The following is a 16,784-nucleotide window of genomic DNA, read 5'->3' on the forward strand; positions in this document are numbered from 1 at the left end:
TCTTAGGTTTTAGTCTTAAGCATATGGCCGATACCACAGGGATCCATATGCCTTATCCCCATGGTCCCGAAGGGACCTACATACGCTATTTAGTATTCGGATGGTCCCATAGGGACTCGAATACTGCACTTAAACGCTGGCGTGGCCGATTAGGCCATCACGCCAACATAGGCAGGAGCACCTAAAGTGGAGTCGTGTCCCGTCAGGGACGAAAGAGGCTTGCAGCAGGAAGTTACCTCGGGTGCGCCGAATCAAGGTGAGCAGACGTACAACCGACAATAGACTCGTTCAAACCTAAGCTTGATGAGGTTGTTGGTTCGTCCCGATCAGGGACGAGCATCAACAACCACATCAAGCGGGCACACGCACCAACCCTGCCTAGAACAGTCCTAAAGAAGCGGGAGTCCCGAGGGCAGCAGCCCTTGGGGGCCCTCCCTTGAAAGGGAGGGTTTGGGTGGGTTGATAAAGAATTAAGAATTTGATGTTATGAAGGAGGATTGGACACCTCATGTCCAAAATAGCTTTCGTATTTCCAGGCCAAGGCGCTCAAGCCGTCGGCATGGGCAAAGACGCATTCGACGCATTCGAAGGCTCGCGCCGCGTATTCGAACAAGCGGACGAAGCGCTTGGCTTCGCTCTGACGGATATTATTTTCAACGGACCCGATGACTCACTTAAGCAAACGGCGAACACGCAGCCTGCGCTGCTGACAGTCTCCGTTGCACTGCTTGAGGCGCTCAAAGGCCGCGGCCTAACGCCTGATTACGTTGCTGGCCACAGCCTAGGGGAGTACAGTGCACTTGTTGCAGCTGGCGTTCTGTCGTTCGCCGATGCGGTGCGTATCGTACGCGCTCGCGGTGAATATATGGAACAAGCTGTACCAGGCGGTACTGGCGCGATGGCAGCTGTTCTCGGCGCTGAGCGCGATACGCTCGCTGCACTGTGCAGCACGGTATCGGCAGAAGTTGGCGCTGTAGAATTGGCCAACGTCAACTGCCCGGGTCAAATCGTTGTTTCCGGTACGGCAGCAGGTGTACAAGCTGTAGTTGAACGCGGCAAAGAAGCCGGCGCGAAGCGCGTCATTCCGCTTGAAGTAAGCGGTCCGTTCCACTCCTCGCTCATGAAGCCTGCAGCAGCGAAGCTTGCGGATACGCTTGACACTGTAGCGTTTGCAGATGCATCGGTACCTGTCATTGCGAATGTAACGGCTGAACCAGTTACGGAAGGCGCTGCTATTCGTCAATTGCTCGTCGAACAGGTATACTCGCCTGTGCTGTGGGAAGACAGTGTACAGAAGCTGATTGCGCTTGGCGTCGATACATTCGTTGAAATCGGCTCCGGCAATGTACTGGCAGGTCTGATCAAGAAAATCGACCGCAACGTGAAGATTATTTCGATCAACAGCGTTCAATCACTCGAAGCTGCAGTCAACCCGATCGCGTAGAGTAGTGGTTTCATATAAGCAAGCGAATTGCTAGCATATGCTTTCGCTGCAAGCAATTTTTATGCTAAGTAGTATTTTCAAAGAAAAATGCAAATCGCTTTTGGGAGGGATCCGTACATGTTTGCAGGTCTGGAAGGTAAAGCGGCGCTCGTAACGGGCGCATCGCGTGGACTTGGCCGCGCAATCGCAATTGCACTGGCCGAGGCTGGCGCCGATGTTGCCGTTAACTATGCAGGCAGCGAAGCTGCCGCTGTAGAGACGGCGAATGCGATTGAGGCGCTTGGCCGCCGTGCAATTCTCGTGCAAGGCAATGTCGGTAAGACGGACGAATTCGAAACGATCGTGAAGAAGTCGATCGAAGAGTTTGGCAAGCTGGATATTTTGGTGAATAATGCCGGCATTACTAGAGATAATTTAATCATGCGCATGAAGGAAGAAGAGTTCGATCAAGTGATTGAGACGAACCTTAAAGGTGTATTCAACGGTATTAAAGCTGTTACGCGCCAAATGATGAAGCAGCGTTCGGGCCGCATCATTAACATTTCTTCTGTTGTAGGCTCGCTCGGCAATCCGGGGCAAGCCAACTATGTCGCTGCGAAGGCTGGCGTTATCGGCCTGACGAAATCTGCAGCTCGCGAGCTTGCATCCCGCGGTATTACCGTGAACTGCATCGCGCCAGGCTTTATCGAGACCGATATGACGGACAAGCTGTCCGACGAAGCGAAAGCTCATCATATCGGCCAAATTCCGCTTGCTCGTCTGGGCCAGCCGAACGATATCGCACAAGCTGTTCGTTTCTTGGCTTCTGATGCTGCGTCCTACATGACAGGACAAACCATTCATATTGATGGTGGCATGTACATGTAACATTTGTAAACCTTTCATTCAAGGTACAAATGAAACGGTTACGCTGGCATTTTGTCCGCAATTCTCGTATAATACCAAGGAGGAGGTGAACCGGAATGTCCGAAGTACTGGATCGCGTTAAACGCATCGTCGTTGACCGCCTCGGCGCAGAAGAATCAGAAGTTACGCTGGAAGCGAGCTTCAAGGATGACCTCGGCGCAGACTCGCTCGACGTTGTTGAGTTGGTTATGGAGCTGGAAGACGAGTTTGACTTGGAGATTTCTGATGAAGACGCAGAAAAGATCACCACTGTGGGAGAAGTAGTAAATTACATACAATCTCATACGTAAGGTTCGTAAGTCCCGTTATTGCAACGGGACTTCTCTCCATCATATAGTCTTTTTTTGATAGCTTAAGCATTGTTACGAAGAGTTTCGTTATATATACATTCGCACAACGGCAGCACCGTCTAACGATGCTGCCAATATCGCTGTCCGTAGAGGTGAACACAATGAAACAGAGAGTTGTCGTAACAGGCATGGGGGTCATGACCTCGCTCGGGGACGATTTGGAGCAGTTCTGGGGTAATTTGATGGAAGGGAAGTCGGGCGTATCGCTTATCGAAGCGTTCGATGTGTCCGAATATCCGACGCGTATCGCAGCGGAGATCAAAGGATTCAACCCGGAGCTTTATGCTGATAAGAAAGAAGCGCGCAAGATGGACCGTTTCGTTCAGTTTGCAGTTGCTGCATCGAAGAAAGCGGTCGAAGATGCAGGTCTGAACATTGGCGAGAATGCAGATCCAGAGCGTGTCGGCGTAATGATCGGCTCGGGTATTGGCGGTCTTGGTACGTGGGAAGATCAACATAACATCCTGCTGGAGAAAGGTCCGAAGCGCGTCAGCCCATTCTTTATTCCGATGATGATCGCGAATATGGCGTCCGGACAAGTGTCGATGGCAACCGGGGCGAAAGGTCCGAACAGCACGGCAGTTACAGCTTGTGCAACAGGAACCCACTCCATTGGCGACTCGTACAAAATGATTCAACGCGGCGACGCCGAAGTCATGATTTGCGGCGGCGCAGAAGCGACGATCAGACCAACGGGTATGGCTGGATTTTGCGCCATGCGCGCGATGAGCGTACGGAACGACGAACCAGAGAAAGCAAGCCGGCCGTTTGATACCGACCGCGACGGTTTCGTCATGGGCGAAGGCTCCGGCGTACTTGTACTTGAGTCGCTTGAGCACGCACAGAAACGCGGCGCTCGTATTTATGCCGAAGTTATCGGCTATGGCATGAGCGGCGACGCTCACCATATGACCGAGCCTGATCCGGATGGCGCAGCACGCTGTATGACGCGCGCATTGAAGGATGCTGGCCTTGCACCGGAAGAGATCGATTATATCAATGCACATGGTACGTCGACGCCGGTTGGCGATCGCTCGGAGACGCTTGCGGTGAAGAAAGCGTTCGGCGACCATGCTTATAAAGTAGCGATCAGTTCGACGAAGTCGATGACGGGTCACTTGCTCGGCGCTGCCGGCGGTGTTGAAGCCGTTATTCTCGGTCTGACGATCAAGAACGGTATCATCGCGCCAACGATCAACCTGGACAATCAAGATCCAGAATGCGACCTCGATTATGTACCGAATACACCGCGTCAAGCGAACGTACGGACGGCATTGTCCAACTCCTTCGGCTTCGGCGGTCACAATGCGACGATTGTGATGAGAGCGTATGAGGCATGATGCACTAGATCAACTGCAGAACCGGTTTTCTATTCGTTTTCGTCAGCCACGGCTGTTGAAGCAAGCTTTCACGCATACCTCGTATGTGAACGAACATCGGGGCAAGCCGATTGAAGATAACGAGCGGCTCGAGTTTCTCGGCGACGCCGTTCTTCAACTGCTTGTGTCAGAGCATCTGTTCCTTACCTATCCGAATCGTCCGGAAGGCGAGCTTACGCGGATGCGGGCTTCGATCGTGTGTGAACCTTCGCTTGCACGCTTCGCGGAATTGCTCGGACTTGGCGCATGCGTTATGCTTGGACGCGGCGAGGAGCAGCTCGGCGGCCGTCAGCGGCCAGCGCTTCTTGCCGACCTGTTCGAGTCTTTCATCGGTGCGATCTATCTCGATCAAGGTTTCGAGCGAGTACGGACCTTTCTCTCGGAGCAGGTGTTCCCGCATATCGAAGAGAACGGCTCGCTGCTCGTGAAGGACTTCAAGTCGAAGCTGCAGGAGAAAGCGCAGCACGGCGCGCTTGGTCCCGTTGAGTACCGCATCGCAGAAGAACGTGGACCTGCGCATGACCGCGAGTTTGTCGTTGAGGTTCGAATCGGAGAGCAGACGTACGGGGTAGGCGTTGGACGAACGAAGAAGGAAGCTGAGCAGCGTTCCGCTGAAGCGGCCTGCACGCAGCTTGAGCAGCACAAGTAAATCGAAGGAAAGGCGCTGCACAGCGGACTAGTCGAAGCTGTTGCGGCGCTTTGTTGTGTTTCCTCACCTTTAAGTTCGTGTTCAAAAGAGATCGGCAGCGGACTTTTTGAACAACCTCAGCAAGGCGTATCACAGCTCAGTCCTGACCTTTCCACTGCATTATGGTACAATAGTCGATGAGGTGAATCCGAGAACATGTTCCTGAAACGGATCGAACTATCAGGTTTTAAGTCGTTTGCCGATAAAACAGAACTGGAATTCGTACGCGGCATTACAGCCGTCGTTGGTCCTAACGGCAGCGGCAAGAGCAACATTTCGGACAGCATTCGCTGGGTGCTTGGCGAACAGAGTGCCAAGAGCTTACGCGGCGGCAAGATGGAAGATATTATTTTCGCCGGATCAGATGCTCGTAAGGCGGTTAACATCGGAGAGGTATCGCTGACGCTCGATAATGGCGACAATGCGCTTCCGCTGGAATACGATGAAGTAACCGTAACTCGACGTGTGCATCGAAGCGGCGATAGTGAATATTTGATCAACAAGCAGCCATGCCGGCTGAAAGATATTACCGAGCTGTTCATGGATACCGGTATCGGCAAAGAAGCCTACTCGATTATCGGACAAGGTCGGATTGAAGAAATATTAAGTACACGTTCGGAAGATCGCCGCGGCATTTTCGAGGAAGCTTCCGGTATCGTTAAGTTCAAATCGCGCAAACGCGACGCGCAGCGCAAGCTGGATGAGACGGAGAATAACCTGCTTCGTATTCACGACTTGGTATCAGAGTTAGAGGACCAGGTTGAACCGCTTCGTAAGCAATCGGAGAGAGCGATTCGGTTCAAGTCGCTGCGTGAACAACTGCAAACGCAAGAAATATCGATGTATGTTCATCAAATCGAGACGGTGCATGCGTCATGGAATACATCGACTGCCAAGCTCGCCGAACTCGAACGCGAGCGGCTTTCGTATGCTTCCGTCGTCAGCAAACATGATGCATTGCTCGAGAAGGATCGGATGCGTCTTCGCGAGGTCGAGCAGGAGCTCGATCAGCTTCACGAGCTTATGCTTCAGCTAAGTGAAGACTACGAGAAGTGCGAAGGCTACGGAGAAGTATTGAAGGAACGCAAGCGCAACTTGGAGCAGAATAAGCGCCAGTTGGAAGAATCGATGACGACGCTGGACGACCGGATTGCTGCATTAATGAAGGAAGAGGCTGATTTCAGGGCGAAGTCAGCGTCTCTTGAAGAAGAGATTGCAAGACTGCGTCAGCAGCTTCATGATGAAGAATCCCAACTGGCCGGAACGGCTGGGGAAGCGGGCACAGAGGCCGAAGAATCGCTGAAGACGGAATTGCTGGATGTACTCAGCGCGATGGCGCAAGCCCGCAACGAGATTCGATATACGGAGCAGCAGCAGGACAATGTTCAGCGCAGAATTGAGCGAATCGGCGACGAGGAAGCGAAGTGGAAGCAGCAGCAGGAAGAACTCACAGTAAGACGAAGCGAGCTGTCAGCTCGTTTGAAGTCGACGCTGGAATCGCTGCAGGAAGCGAAGCAGAAGTATACCGATGAAAGCGAGCATTCGCAATCATTGTATCAGGTGTATGAGGAAACGCAGCAGACGGTTCGCAAGTGGGAGCAGCGTCTAGATGCGCTCGTATCTCGCCGCGATACAATGAAAGAAATGCAGGATGCGCTTGATGGCTTTATGCACGGCGTTAAGGAAGTGCTGAAGGCATCCCGCAAGCAGCAGGGCGGCTTGAATGGCGTTCATGGTGCAGTCGCGGAGCTTGTTCGTGTACCTGAGAAGTATGAGACGGCGATCGAAACCGTACTCGGCGGCGCGCTGCAACATGTCGTTATGGACAATGAGAGCACTGCGCGTGCCGCGATCGGCTTCCTGAAGTCAAGGCAGCTCGGACGAGCTACATTCCTGCCGCTCGATGTTATTCGAGGACGGAACGTGCCCGACTCCGATCGCCGCAATGCAGCCTCGATCAGCGGTTTTGTCGGCATTGCCGCTGATCTTGTTTCGACGGATCGTCAGTATGAGAACATCGTCTCGAGCTTGCTCGGCAACGTCATTATCGCGGAGAACCTTGAACAGGCGAACAAAATCGCATCCCAGTGCCAATATCGTTACCGGGTCGTTACACTCGAAGGCGACGTCGTTAATGCTGGCGGTTCGATGACGGGCGGCAGCCTTCAGAAGAAAGGCGCAAGCCTGCTTGGTCGTCAACGTCAGATTGAGCAGATGGACGATGAGATCGCTGAATGCAGAACGCAAGCCGATAAACTTCGGCAGAAAATGCAAGATCTTCGCAAGGAGCAGTCGATTCGCAGTCAGAATATCGAGGAGCTCCGCGAGCGGGGCGAGCAGCTTCGTATCGAGGAGCAGCAGCTGAAAGCTGAATTGTTGCAGCTGGACAAGCAGCTGCAGCAGCTTACGGAACAGCTTCAGCTGTACAGTGCGGATCGTTCCGGACAAGCGGAAGAACAACGGGATCTCGTTGCTACCGCAGAGGCGGCCCGGGTTCGACTGGAAGAGCTGTCCGCACGAGAGGCGAAGCTGCAGGTCGATATTCAAGCGGCTGAAGTGCGTCGTAAAGCTTCCGAGACTGCGCGTGAGGAGCTGCAAGGACAGCTGACCGATCTGAAAATTTCCGTCGCGAAAGCTGAGCAGGAGAAATTCTCGTTCGAAGATCAAGCTGCGAGAATTCGATCCGATGTCAATCGCGCGAAGCAAGAGATGTCCACGCTTCGCAGCATGCATCAGCAGCTGAAGGAAGACGAAGAGCGCCATGCTGCCGAATCTGTCGGTCAGATCGAACAATTGAACGCCTTGAAGCTGAAGAAGGACGGTTGTGCTGAACGCACCGATCTTATGCGTGCCCAGCGCGCCGAAATGATTAAAGGTCTCGAGGATGGGGAGAGTGAGACTAGGGATCAGCGCGCCAAGCTTCGCGAAACCGAAGATAAGATGCGGCAGACCGAAATCGCGGTGAACCGTCTCGACGTTGAGCTCGACAACCTGCTTCGCAAGCTGAGCGAAGAATATGAGCTTAGCTTCGAACTGGCGAAGGAACGTTATCCGGTGCCTGAGGATGTTGTCGCAACGCAGAACGCGGTCCGCGATTTGAAGCGCCAGATTACGTCGCTCGGCGAAGTTAACTTGGGTGCCATCGACGAATATTTGCGGGTGAAAGAACGTTTCGAGTTTTTGGATACGCAGCGGAACGACTTGATCGATGCGAAGACGACGCTGTACCAAGTAATCAAAGAGATGGACGACGAGATGTCGAAGCGTTTCCGCACGACCTTCGAAGCGATCCGCGGTCACTTCGTTGTCGTATTCGGCAAGCTGTTCGGCGGCGGGCGCGCTGATCTTATTCTAGCGGAGCCGGATCGCGTGCTCGATACCGGAATCGATATCGTGGCACAGCCTCCCGGCAAGAAGCTGCAGAACTTGCAGCTGCTCTCCGGCGGTGAGCGCGCGCTGACGGCTATCGCGCTGCTGTTCGCTATTTTGCAGGTGAAGCCGGTTCCGTTCTGCGTCCTTGACGAAGTAGAAGCGGCGCTTGATGAAGCGAACGTGTCGCGTTTTGCCCAATATTTGCGCGAGTTCTCGGATTTGACGCAGTTTATCGTCGTTACGCACCGCAAAGGTACGATGGAAGAAGCAGACGTGCTGTACGGGGTAACAATGGAAGAAGGCGGCGTGTCGAAGCTCGTTTCCGTCCGGCTTGAGGACGAGGCGTTCATCGATGACGGATCCGAGTCTGAATCAGCTTAACCAATACCGATATCGATATGTGAAGAGGAAAGGAACGGCATAATATGAGTTTCTTTAAACGGCTGAAGGAGTCGATCGCTTCCAAGACGGAAGCGGTCACGAATATTTTCAAAGAGGGACTAGTCAAGACGAGCAAAGCTATCGTCGAGCGTGTTGAAGAGCTGATTACGCGCCGCAAGAAAATCGATGAGGAGTTTTTCGAAGAGCTTGAAGAGATTCTCATCAGCGCGGACGTAGGCGTTAACACAGTCGTTGGACTTATCGACAGCCTGCGTGCAGAAGTGAAAGCTCGCAAGATCGAAGACGCTTCCGAACTTCAACCGATTCTGTCCGAGAAGCTGGTTGAAATCTTGAAGGGCAATGACGATCCAGAGCTGCGGATGGCCGACAGCGGTCTGACGGTCATTCTGTTCGTTGGCGTCAACGGCGTCGGCAAGACGACTACAATCGGCAAGCTGGCTCACAAGTTCAAATCCGAAGGCAAAAGCGTACTGATGGCAGCAGGGGATACGTTCCGCGCAGGCGCGATCGAGCAGCTTGAAGTATGGGGGCAGCGTGTAGGCGTTGACGTTATCAAGCAGAACTCGGGAGCTGACCCGGCCGCTGTTATGTATGATGCGGTGCAGGCTGCTAAGCAGCGCGGTGTAGACGTATTGCTATGCGATACGGCCGGACGTCTGCAGAACAAGACGAATCTGATGGATGAGCTGAACAAAATCTTCCGGGTCATCCAGCGTGAAGTGCCGACTGCGCCGCATGAAGTGCTGCTCGTGCTTGATGCGACGACAGGTCAGAACGCACTTAGCCAAGCGAAGCTGTTCGGCGAGAAGAGCGGCGTTACGGGCCTTGTTCTCACGAAGCTCGACGGTACGGCGAAGGGCGGCATCATCATTGCGATCCGCAATGAGCTGAACCTGCCGGTGAAGCTTGTTGGTCTCGGGGAAAAGATGAACGACCTCCAGGCGTTCGATTCCGAGCAGTTCGTACACGCGTTGTTCGCTGGCTTGATTCAAGGCAAAGACACGCAGGACAATGAGGAGCAGCAGCAGTAGTGGAGCGTCGTTCCAAAGGTTGTTCCGGCTGACAAGTATAAAAGCTTGACACCTCTACATTCGCCCTGTATGATAGGAGAAGTTAAGTGAGTGTCAAGTGATTGTACTTGACGGAAGGGGACGTACTCGTGACCAGCGCCCACACGGATGCGCTCGAGAAGACGAATCGCATGAACATGCTGTTTGATTTCTACGAGCCGCTGCTGACGGATAAGCAACGAACGTTTCTGATGCAGTATTTCATTGAAGATTTTACGCTTGGGGAGATTGCAGCGGAAGTCGGCATTAGCCGCCAAGCGGTTTACGAACATATAAAGCGAGCGGAAACCGTTCTTGAGAATTACGAAGCGAAGCTAGGACTGCTGGGTCGTCACCAAGCGCTGCGAGGCGCCATGGATGAGCTCGAAGCCCATATCGCAACGATGCCGCAAGACGGGACACATACCGATGCGCTGAAGCGTATTGCAGATTCGCTTCGCCACGCGGAGCAAACGAGAAACAAATAATAAAGGCAGGTGAATCATCATGGCGTTTGAAAGCTTGACGAACAGGCTGCAGAATGTGTTCGGCAAATTGCGGGGCAAAGGAAAGCTGTCGGAGGACGATGTTAACGAAGCGATGCGTGAAGTCCGGCTTGCTCTGCTGGAAGCGGACGTAAACTTCAAGGTCGTCAAAGATTTTGTCGCCAAGGTGAAGGAGCAGGCTGTTGGCGTCGAAGTTCAGAAGAGCTTCACACCGGGCATGGTCGTAGTTGACATCGTTCACAAGGAACTCATCGAACTGATGGGCGGTTCGGCAACGAAGATTGCGAAGGCAAGCAAGCCGCCGACTGTCATTCTGATGGCGGGTCTGCAAGGTGCCGGTAAGACAACGACGACCGCTAAGCTGGCGATGATGCTCATGAAGGGCAATCATAAGCCGCTGCTCATCGCGGGTGATATTTATCGCCCAGCTGCAATCAAGCAGCTTCAAGTGTTGGGCGAGCAGATCAAAGCACCGGTATTCACACTCGGCAACGAGGTGTCGCCGGTCGAGATCGCACGTCAAGGTCTCCAATATGCGAAAGCGAACAGCCATGACTATGTGATCGTCGATACCGCAGGCCGATTGCAGATCGATGAAGCACTCATGGAAGAGCTTAAGCAGATCCACGCAGAAGTAAAGCCGGACGAAGTGCTTCTCGTCGTCGATGCGATGACGGGTCAAGAAGCGGTCAACGTCGCGAAGAGCTTCCACGAACAGCTTGAGTTGACAGGTGTGGTACTGACGAAGATGGATGGCGATACGCGCGGCGGCGCGGCGCTGTCGGTCAAGGCGGTTACCGGATGCCCAATCAAGTTCGTATCGATGGGCGAGAAGATCGAGCCGCTTGAGCCCTTCCATCCGGAGCGGATGGCGTCCCGTATTCTCGGCATGGGCGACATGCTGTCGTTGATCGAGAAAGCGCAATCGAGCATCGATGCTGATAAAGCGGCAGAGATGGAACGGAAGATGCGCAACGCCGAGTTCACGTTCGAGGATTTCCTCGAGCAGATGGAGCAAGTTCGTAAGCTCGGTCCACTGGATCAGCTGCTCGACATGCTGCCAGGCATGAACAAGGTCAAAGGCATGAAAGACATGAAGGTCGATGATAAGCAGATCAACCGCGTCGAAGCGATCGTACGCTCGATGACGACGGATGAGAAGCGGAATCCAGATCTGCTCAACTATAGCCGCCGTAGACGGATTGCAGCCGGCAGCGGCACGAACATTGCGGAAGTCAATCGTCTCATCAAGCAATTCGAAGAGATGCGCAAGATGATGAAGCAATTTTCCGGCATGATGGGCAAAGGCGGCAAAGGTATGAAAGGCTTGAAGGGCCTTATGGGCAAAGGGATGAAATTCCCTCGCTAATGGGTTCGGCAGTTGATTCTTGTAAGGAGGTGAAACAAAATGGCAGTTCGTATTCGTCTGAAACGTATGGGTGCTCACAAAAACCCTTTCTATCGTGTAGTCGTATCCGATTCCCGTTCCCCGCGTGACGGCCGCTTCATCGAAGAAATCGGCACGTACAATCCGGTTGCACAACCGGCACAAGTGAACATCGATGAAGAGAAAGCACTGAAATGGCTGCAGAACGGTGCGCAAGCATCTGACACGGCTCGCAACTTGCTTTCGCAAGTAGGCGTCATGAAGAAATTCCATGAGCTCAAGCAACAGAAATAACTGTTGAATTGTGGAGGGCCTGAAGATGAAAGAATTAATTCTTGTCATAGCTAAGGCACTAGTGGATCATCCGAGTGACGTTCGCGTCAGTGAGAAGGAGGACGCACGAGGCAATCTCGTGTTCGGCTTGTCCGTCCATCCTTCTGATGTCGGTAAAGTAATCGGCAAGCAGGGCAAAATCGCAAAGGCGCTGCGCACAGTCGTATCGTCTGCTGCGGTGAAGTCCGGCCGGCGGGTTACGATCGACATCGACTCATAATCGAACAAGCTACCTTAAGGGTTGGGATGAATGTCCTAACCCTTTTTCAATACATAAGAACTTATAGATTATCGAGTGTGCAGGAAACAATAAACGTGATACCTACATCTTAAAAAGTCGACTATTGAACACGAGCCCGCCTCTGGTGCTGAATAGCCGACTTTTTAAACAGGGAAAAATGAGGTAACGCTAGAGTCGAGAAAGGAACGAATGTAATATGGCAGATAAATGGTATACAGTTGGAAAATTGGTCAATTCGCATGGCATTCGCGGAGAAGTGAAAGTATGGCCGCAGACGGATTTTCCAGAGGTGCGTTTTGCGAAAGGCAGCGTTCTGACGCTCGTAGATGAAGAGAAGGGTGCTCCAAGCATTAACGTAGAGGTTGTGAGCGCCAGATTGCAGAAGAACGTGTATATTGTAAAGCTGAAAGGCTATGACAATATTAATGATATTGAGAAGTTCAAAGGCTGGGCGCTGAAGGTATCGGAGAACGACCTCGTAGAGCTGCCTGAGGACGAATATTACTACCATCAAATTATTGGCTGTACAGTCGTCACAGACGAAGGCGAAGAGCTTGGCAAAGTAACGGATATTTTGTCGCCTGGCGCTAATGATGTATGGGTTGTCAAAGGTAAGGATGGAGCCGGCCGCGCTCGGGAAGTGCTGCTTCCAGTCATTGACGATGTTCTTCTTAACGTTGATGTTGCGGCGAAGGTCATTAAGGTGAAATTGCTGGAAGGGCTGATTTAACGCCGTGCGCATTGACGTATTGACATTGTTCCCAGAGATGTTCGACGGCGTATTCAGCTCCAGCATTCTGGGCAAGGCGCGTGAGAAGGGCATCGTGTCGCTTGCGGCGGTTAACTTCCGGCAGTTCTCCACGGACAAGCACAGCACGGTAGATGACTATCCCTATGGCGGTGGCGGCGGAATGGTGCTGAAGCCGGAGCCGATGTTCGCAGCGGTTGAAAGCCTTGTACCTGCGGATGGCCCTCGTCCGCGTATCATTCTGATGTGCCCTCAAGGGGAGACATTCACGCAGCAAAAGGCAGAACAGCTGTCGAGCGAGGAGCATCTTATCTTCGTATGCGGACACTATGAGGGCTACGACGAGCGTATTCGCGAGCATCTAGTCACCGATGAGTTGTCTATTGGCGATTACGTGCTTACAGGCGGCGAGCTGCCTGCTATGGTCGTCATCGACAGTGTGGCCAGGCTGCTGCCGGGTGTCCTCGGCAATGAAACGTCCGCTGTTACGGATTCATTCAGTACGGGATTGCTAGAGTATCCGCATTATACGCGCCCAGCTGTATTCCGAGACTGGGAAGTGCCAGAAGTATTATTGTCGGGCCATCATGGCAAGATCGATGCGTGGCGGCGCGAGCAGTCGCTGCTTCGGACATTCAAGCGGCGCCCTGATCTGCTGGAGCAGGCGGAGTTGACCGCAAAGGAACGTGTCTGGCTTGCAGGACTTCGTGAGCGTGAAGAACGTCTTATGGAACGAGAAGCCCAACAACATGTCGATCGTGCAGAAAAAGAATAGATAAGTGGTTGTGTTTTGGCCCATACTGTGATAAAATTTCAGATGTTGTGCGAAAGTCGGACGGTCCGCTATAAGCCATGACCTGACTTGCTATACGGAGTCGGTGAGCTCATAAGAACGTCTATGGGGGAAGGAGTGAATACAAGATGAATATTGTACAAGCGATTACGCAAGAACAACTGCGCAAAGACATTCCTAGCTTCCGTCCAGGCGACACGCTGAAAGTACACGTTAAGGTCATCGAGGGTTCGCGCGAGCGTATCCAGTTGTTCGAAGGCGTTGTAATCAAGCGTCGCGGTGGTGGTATCAGCGAAACGTTCACGGTTCGTAAGATTTCTTACGGCGTAGGCGTGGAAAGAACGTTCCCAGTGAACTCGCCGAAGATCGATAAACTTGAAGTGGCTCGCCGTGGTAAAGTTCGTCGTGCGAAACTTTATTACCTGCGTGAACTGCGCGGTAAAGCAGCTAGAATTAAAGAAATCCGTTAATCGGATCGTCGAGAGGGGCTTGCCAATACAAGCTCCTCTTCGCGTTTCTTGGGTATAATTAATCGTAACAGCTGTGGCAGATGCTGCACGCAAGCATGATTGATAAGATTGAGCGAAGAAGGTGAGCGTATGGACAACAATCGATTCGAAGGCCAAGAAGAAGAACAGCATCAAGCTTCATCGGAAGTGAGAGAAACATCGCACGATGTTGAAGATCGTGTACAAGCTGGTCATTCAACAGCGACTGCTGGAAGCAAATTCGGCAAAGAGATTTTTGAATGGGTTAAAGCGATTGCCATCGCGGTCATACTCGTGCTCATCATTCGCTGGCTGCTGTTTATGCCCTTTATTGTTGATGGTCCGTCGATGCAGCCGAATTTTCAGACTGGGGAGCGCGTCATCGTCAACAAAATTCTGTACAAGATCCGTGAGCCTAAACGCGGTGAGGTCATCGTATTCCACGTTCCAGAAGAAGGTCGCAATTTCATTAAACGCGTTATCGGCGTGGAAGGCGACAAGATTCGTTACGAAGGCGATGAGCTGTATGTGAATGACAAGAAGGTCGATGAGACATACATAAAAGAAGCGATTGACCAAGCTCACGCAGAAGGCCATGACTATAATAACGGACAGTACTCGAACGGTGGATTCCCGAATGAAAGCTTTACCGAATCGGTTGTTCCCGAGGGGCATATATTCGTTCTCGGCGACAATCGACCAGAAAGCAAAGACAGCCGGATGATTGGCTTTGTTTCGCTCGATGAAGTCATCGGACGCAGCGATGTTATTTTCTGGCCGCTCGATAAAGCGAAGATTGTAAAACATCATTGAAATATGACATGCCTCGTGGATGCTGCGATTGCAGAGGTCCGCGAGGCATGTTGATTATGAGGTGACAAAATGAGTATTCAATGGTTCCCGGGGCATATGACCAGAGCCCGGAGACAAATTCAAGACAAGCTGAAGCTTATCGATCTTGCTGTCGAATTGCTGGATGCGCGCATTCCGCTGTCCAGCCGTAACCCGATGGTTGATGATATTCTTCAGAATAAACCACGTTTGATCGTGCTAGGCAAGAGCGATCTGGCGGATCCAAGAGAAACAGAAGCATGGATTGAGCGTTTTAAATATGATGGACATGAATGTATTGCAGTTGATGCATCGACAGGTACACGTGTAGGTGAAATTCCGGATCTGGCACGTCACCTTATGCAGGAGAAAATTGATCGCCAGTTGGCGAAAGGCATAAATCCGCGTGCAGTCCGTGCGCTTATCGTCGGTATCCCGAACGTAGGCAAATCAACGCTGATCAATCGACTTGCAGGCCGCAACATTGCGATTACTGGCGACCGTCCAGGTGTTACGAAAGGTCAGCAGTGGATCAAAGTTGGCAAAGAGATGGAACTGCTGGATACGCCGGGTATTCTGTGGCCCAAATTCGATGATCAGATTGTAGGCTATCGGTTAGCGATGACAGGTGCGATTAAAGAGCAAATTCTCGATATTCAAGATATTGCTTTCTATGCAACGCGTGAGCTTATAAATCGATACTGGGATACGCTCGTGGAGCGTTATGGGATTGAAGCGGAGCGTCCGAGCGATACGGAAGATGCGGAAGAAATCGTCCGTATTATGGAAGCGATTGGCCGTAAACGCGGATGCCTCATCAGTGGCGGACGCGTGGATCTCGAGAAAACGTCCGGCATTATTTTGCGCGAGCTTCGTGCAGGTAAGCTAGGAAGGTTAACCCTCGAATCGGCGTCGACCTATTAAGGCAGTATGCCAGAAATAACCGTCATGGGAGATGCGGGAATGCTGGATTATGAGAAACAATTGTGGGAGCAAGGGTGCACGCTCATCGCGGGGATCGATGAGGTCGGGCGCGGATGCTTGTTCGGTGACGTCGTCGCTGCAGCAGTCGTGCTGCCGCCGGGCTTAATTCTTGATGGAATCAATGATTCCAAGAAGTTGTCGGAGAAGAAACGGGAAGAGCTGTACGAAGTCATCATTGAACATGCGCTCTACTGGTCGGTCGCTCGTATCGATTCCGCTGAGATCGACCGGATCAATATTAAGCAGGCCTCCCGACTTGCAATGAAACGTGCCGTACAGACGCTGGGTGCTGACCCAGAGCATTTGCTCGTGGATGCGGAGAAGGTTGATCTGGATATTCCGCAGCAAGCGATCATTAAAGGCGATGCAACGAGTCAATCGATAGCAGCGGCATCGATTCTTGCGAAGGTGACGCGCGACCGGCTGTGCAAGACGGAATGGGAAATGCTTTACCCAGGCTATGGAATTGCCATACATAAGGGGTATGCGACGAAGCTTCATCGGGAAAGTTTGCTGACGCTCGGTCCAACGCCGATGCATCGCAGATCGTTCCTTGGCAATATTATGGCGGAAATGGAGCAGCAAGTGCTCTTCTAGAGGTTGTTCAAGAAGTCCGCTTGTGATCACGAAGAGAGTCAGGAAGTTTATTCGACGTCGAAGCTTGCGTTCACCTTCGGAGTCCGGGGATTATGCTTCCGATGCAGGTTTCCGCTGGAAACCTTGTATTATGTAGGGTTTGCCTACACTCCGTTCCTCCTGAAGTTATTTGCGATACGCCGGGCGTTACAACCTGCGAGCAAATAACTGCTTCGTAAGCATAAGCTGTTCAGGTTCTCGCAATCTTCTCGGTGCTGACAACCGAACTTTTTGAACACACATTTCT

At 52.3% G+C, this 16,784-nt stretch carries 17 protein-coding genes; all 17 read left to right on the forward strand.

The genetic code is table 11. From position 1 onward, the window contains the following. Positions 1 to 508 precede the first annotated feature (508 nt). Positions 509 to 1,444, forward strand: a complete 936-nt coding sequence (gene fabD, locus SBI19_RS18370) for an ACP S-malonyltransferase (RefSeq protein WP_317970808.1) — start codon at positions 509 to 511, stop codon at positions 1,442 to 1,444. Positions 1,445 to 1,561: 117 nt separating this feature from the next. Then, positions 1,562 to 2,311: a 3-oxoacyl-[acyl-carrier-protein] reductase gene (fabG, locus tag SBI19_RS18375; RefSeq protein WP_317970810.1), complete on the forward strand. Its 750-nt coding sequence runs from the start codon at positions 1,562 to 1,564 to the stop codon at positions 2,309 to 2,311. 95 nt (positions 2,312 to 2,406) lie between these two features. Then, complete coding sequence (locus tag SBI19_RS18380) at positions 2,407 to 2,640, forward strand: acyl carrier protein (protein WP_110043041.1); 234 nt, start codon at positions 2,407 to 2,409, stop codon at positions 2,638 to 2,640. A gap of 161 nt (positions 2,641 to 2,801) precedes the next feature. After that, complete coding sequence (fabF, locus tag SBI19_RS18385) at positions 2,802 to 4,040, forward strand: beta-ketoacyl-ACP synthase II (RefSeq protein WP_317970813.1); 1,239 nt, start codon at positions 2,802 to 2,804, stop codon at positions 4,038 to 4,040. Continuing rightward, entirely contained in the window at positions 4,030 to 4,728 is a 699-nt protein-coding gene (gene rnc, locus SBI19_RS18390) for a ribonuclease III (protein ID WP_317970815.1), read from the forward strand. The genes fabF and rnc overlap by 11 nt, the downstream gene beginning before the upstream one ends. 195 nt (positions 4,729 to 4,923) lie before the next feature. Continuing rightward, positions 4,924 to 8,520, forward strand: coding sequence for a chromosome segregation protein SMC (gene smc / locus SBI19_RS18395; RefSeq protein WP_317970817.1), 3,597 nt, complete (start codon positions 4,924 to 4,926; stop codon positions 8,518 to 8,520). Positions 8,521 to 8,564: 44 nt separating this feature from the next. After that, positions 8,565 to 9,572, forward strand: a complete 1,008-nt coding sequence (gene ftsY, locus SBI19_RS18400; protein WP_317970819.1) for a signal recognition particle-docking protein FtsY — start codon at positions 8,565 to 8,567, stop codon at positions 9,570 to 9,572. Positions 9,573 to 9,742: 170 nt separating this feature from the next. Beyond that, positions 9,743 to 10,078, forward strand: a complete 336-nt coding sequence (ylxM, locus tag SBI19_RS18405; protein WP_483312310.1) for a YlxM family DNA-binding protein — start codon at positions 9,743 to 9,745, stop codon at positions 10,076 to 10,078. Between the two features lie 19 nt (positions 10,079 to 10,097). Then, positions 10,098 to 11,465 carry a signal recognition particle protein gene (ffh, locus tag SBI19_RS18410; RefSeq protein ID WP_317970823.1) on the forward strand — a complete coding sequence of 456 codons (1,368 nt, stop codon included), beginning with the start codon at positions 10,098 to 10,100 and terminating at the stop codon, positions 11,463 to 11,465. A gap of 39 nt (positions 11,466 to 11,504) precedes the next feature. After that, entirely contained in the window at positions 11,505 to 11,777 is a 273-nt protein-coding gene (gene rpsP, locus SBI19_RS18415) for a 30S ribosomal protein S16 (protein ID WP_191202427.1), read from the forward strand. A 25-nt stretch (positions 11,778 to 11,802) separates the two neighbouring features. Then, positions 11,803 to 12,036, forward strand: coding sequence for a KH domain-containing protein (locus tag SBI19_RS18420; protein ID WP_317970826.1), 234 nt, complete (start codon positions 11,803 to 11,805; stop codon positions 12,034 to 12,036). Positions 12,037 to 12,253: 217 nt separating this feature from the next. Continuing rightward, a complete protein-coding gene (gene rimM / locus SBI19_RS18425) occupies positions 12,254 to 12,787 on the forward strand; it encodes a ribosome maturation factor RimM (RefSeq protein ID WP_317970828.1) in 534 nt (177 codons plus the stop codon). 4 nt (positions 12,788 to 12,791) lie between these two features. Continuing rightward, positions 12,792 to 13,580: a tRNA (guanosine(37)-N1)-methyltransferase TrmD gene (gene trmD, locus SBI19_RS18430; RefSeq protein ID WP_317970830.1), complete on the forward strand. Its 789-nt coding sequence runs from the start codon at positions 12,792 to 12,794 to the stop codon at positions 13,578 to 13,580. A 146-nt stretch (positions 13,581 to 13,726) separates the two neighbouring features. Further along, complete coding sequence (rplS, locus tag SBI19_RS18435) at positions 13,727 to 14,068, forward strand: 50S ribosomal protein L19 (RefSeq protein WP_317970832.1); 342 nt, start codon at positions 13,727 to 13,729, stop codon at positions 14,066 to 14,068. Between the two features lie 129 nt (positions 14,069 to 14,197). Then, positions 14,198 to 14,899 carry a signal peptidase I gene (gene lepB, locus SBI19_RS18440; RefSeq protein WP_317970834.1) on the forward strand — a complete coding sequence of 234 codons (702 nt, stop codon included), beginning with the start codon at positions 14,198 to 14,200 and terminating at the stop codon, positions 14,897 to 14,899. A gap of 69 nt (positions 14,900 to 14,968) precedes the next feature. Continuing rightward, complete coding sequence (ylqF, locus tag SBI19_RS18445; protein ID WP_317970836.1) at positions 14,969 to 15,841, forward strand: ribosome biogenesis GTPase YlqF; 873 nt, start codon at positions 14,969 to 14,971, stop codon at positions 15,839 to 15,841. 39 nt (positions 15,842 to 15,880) lie between these two features. Further along, complete coding sequence (locus SBI19_RS18450; protein WP_317970838.1) at positions 15,881 to 16,498, forward strand: ribonuclease HII; 618 nt, start codon at positions 15,881 to 15,883, stop codon at positions 16,496 to 16,498. Positions 16,499 to 16,784: the final 286 nt, after the last annotated feature.

Origin of the sequence: Paenibacillus sp. CCS19 (assembly GCF_033239625.1) — a bacterium.
Lineage (GTDB): Bacteria > Bacillota > Bacilli > Paenibacillales > Paenibacillaceae > Paenibacillus_T.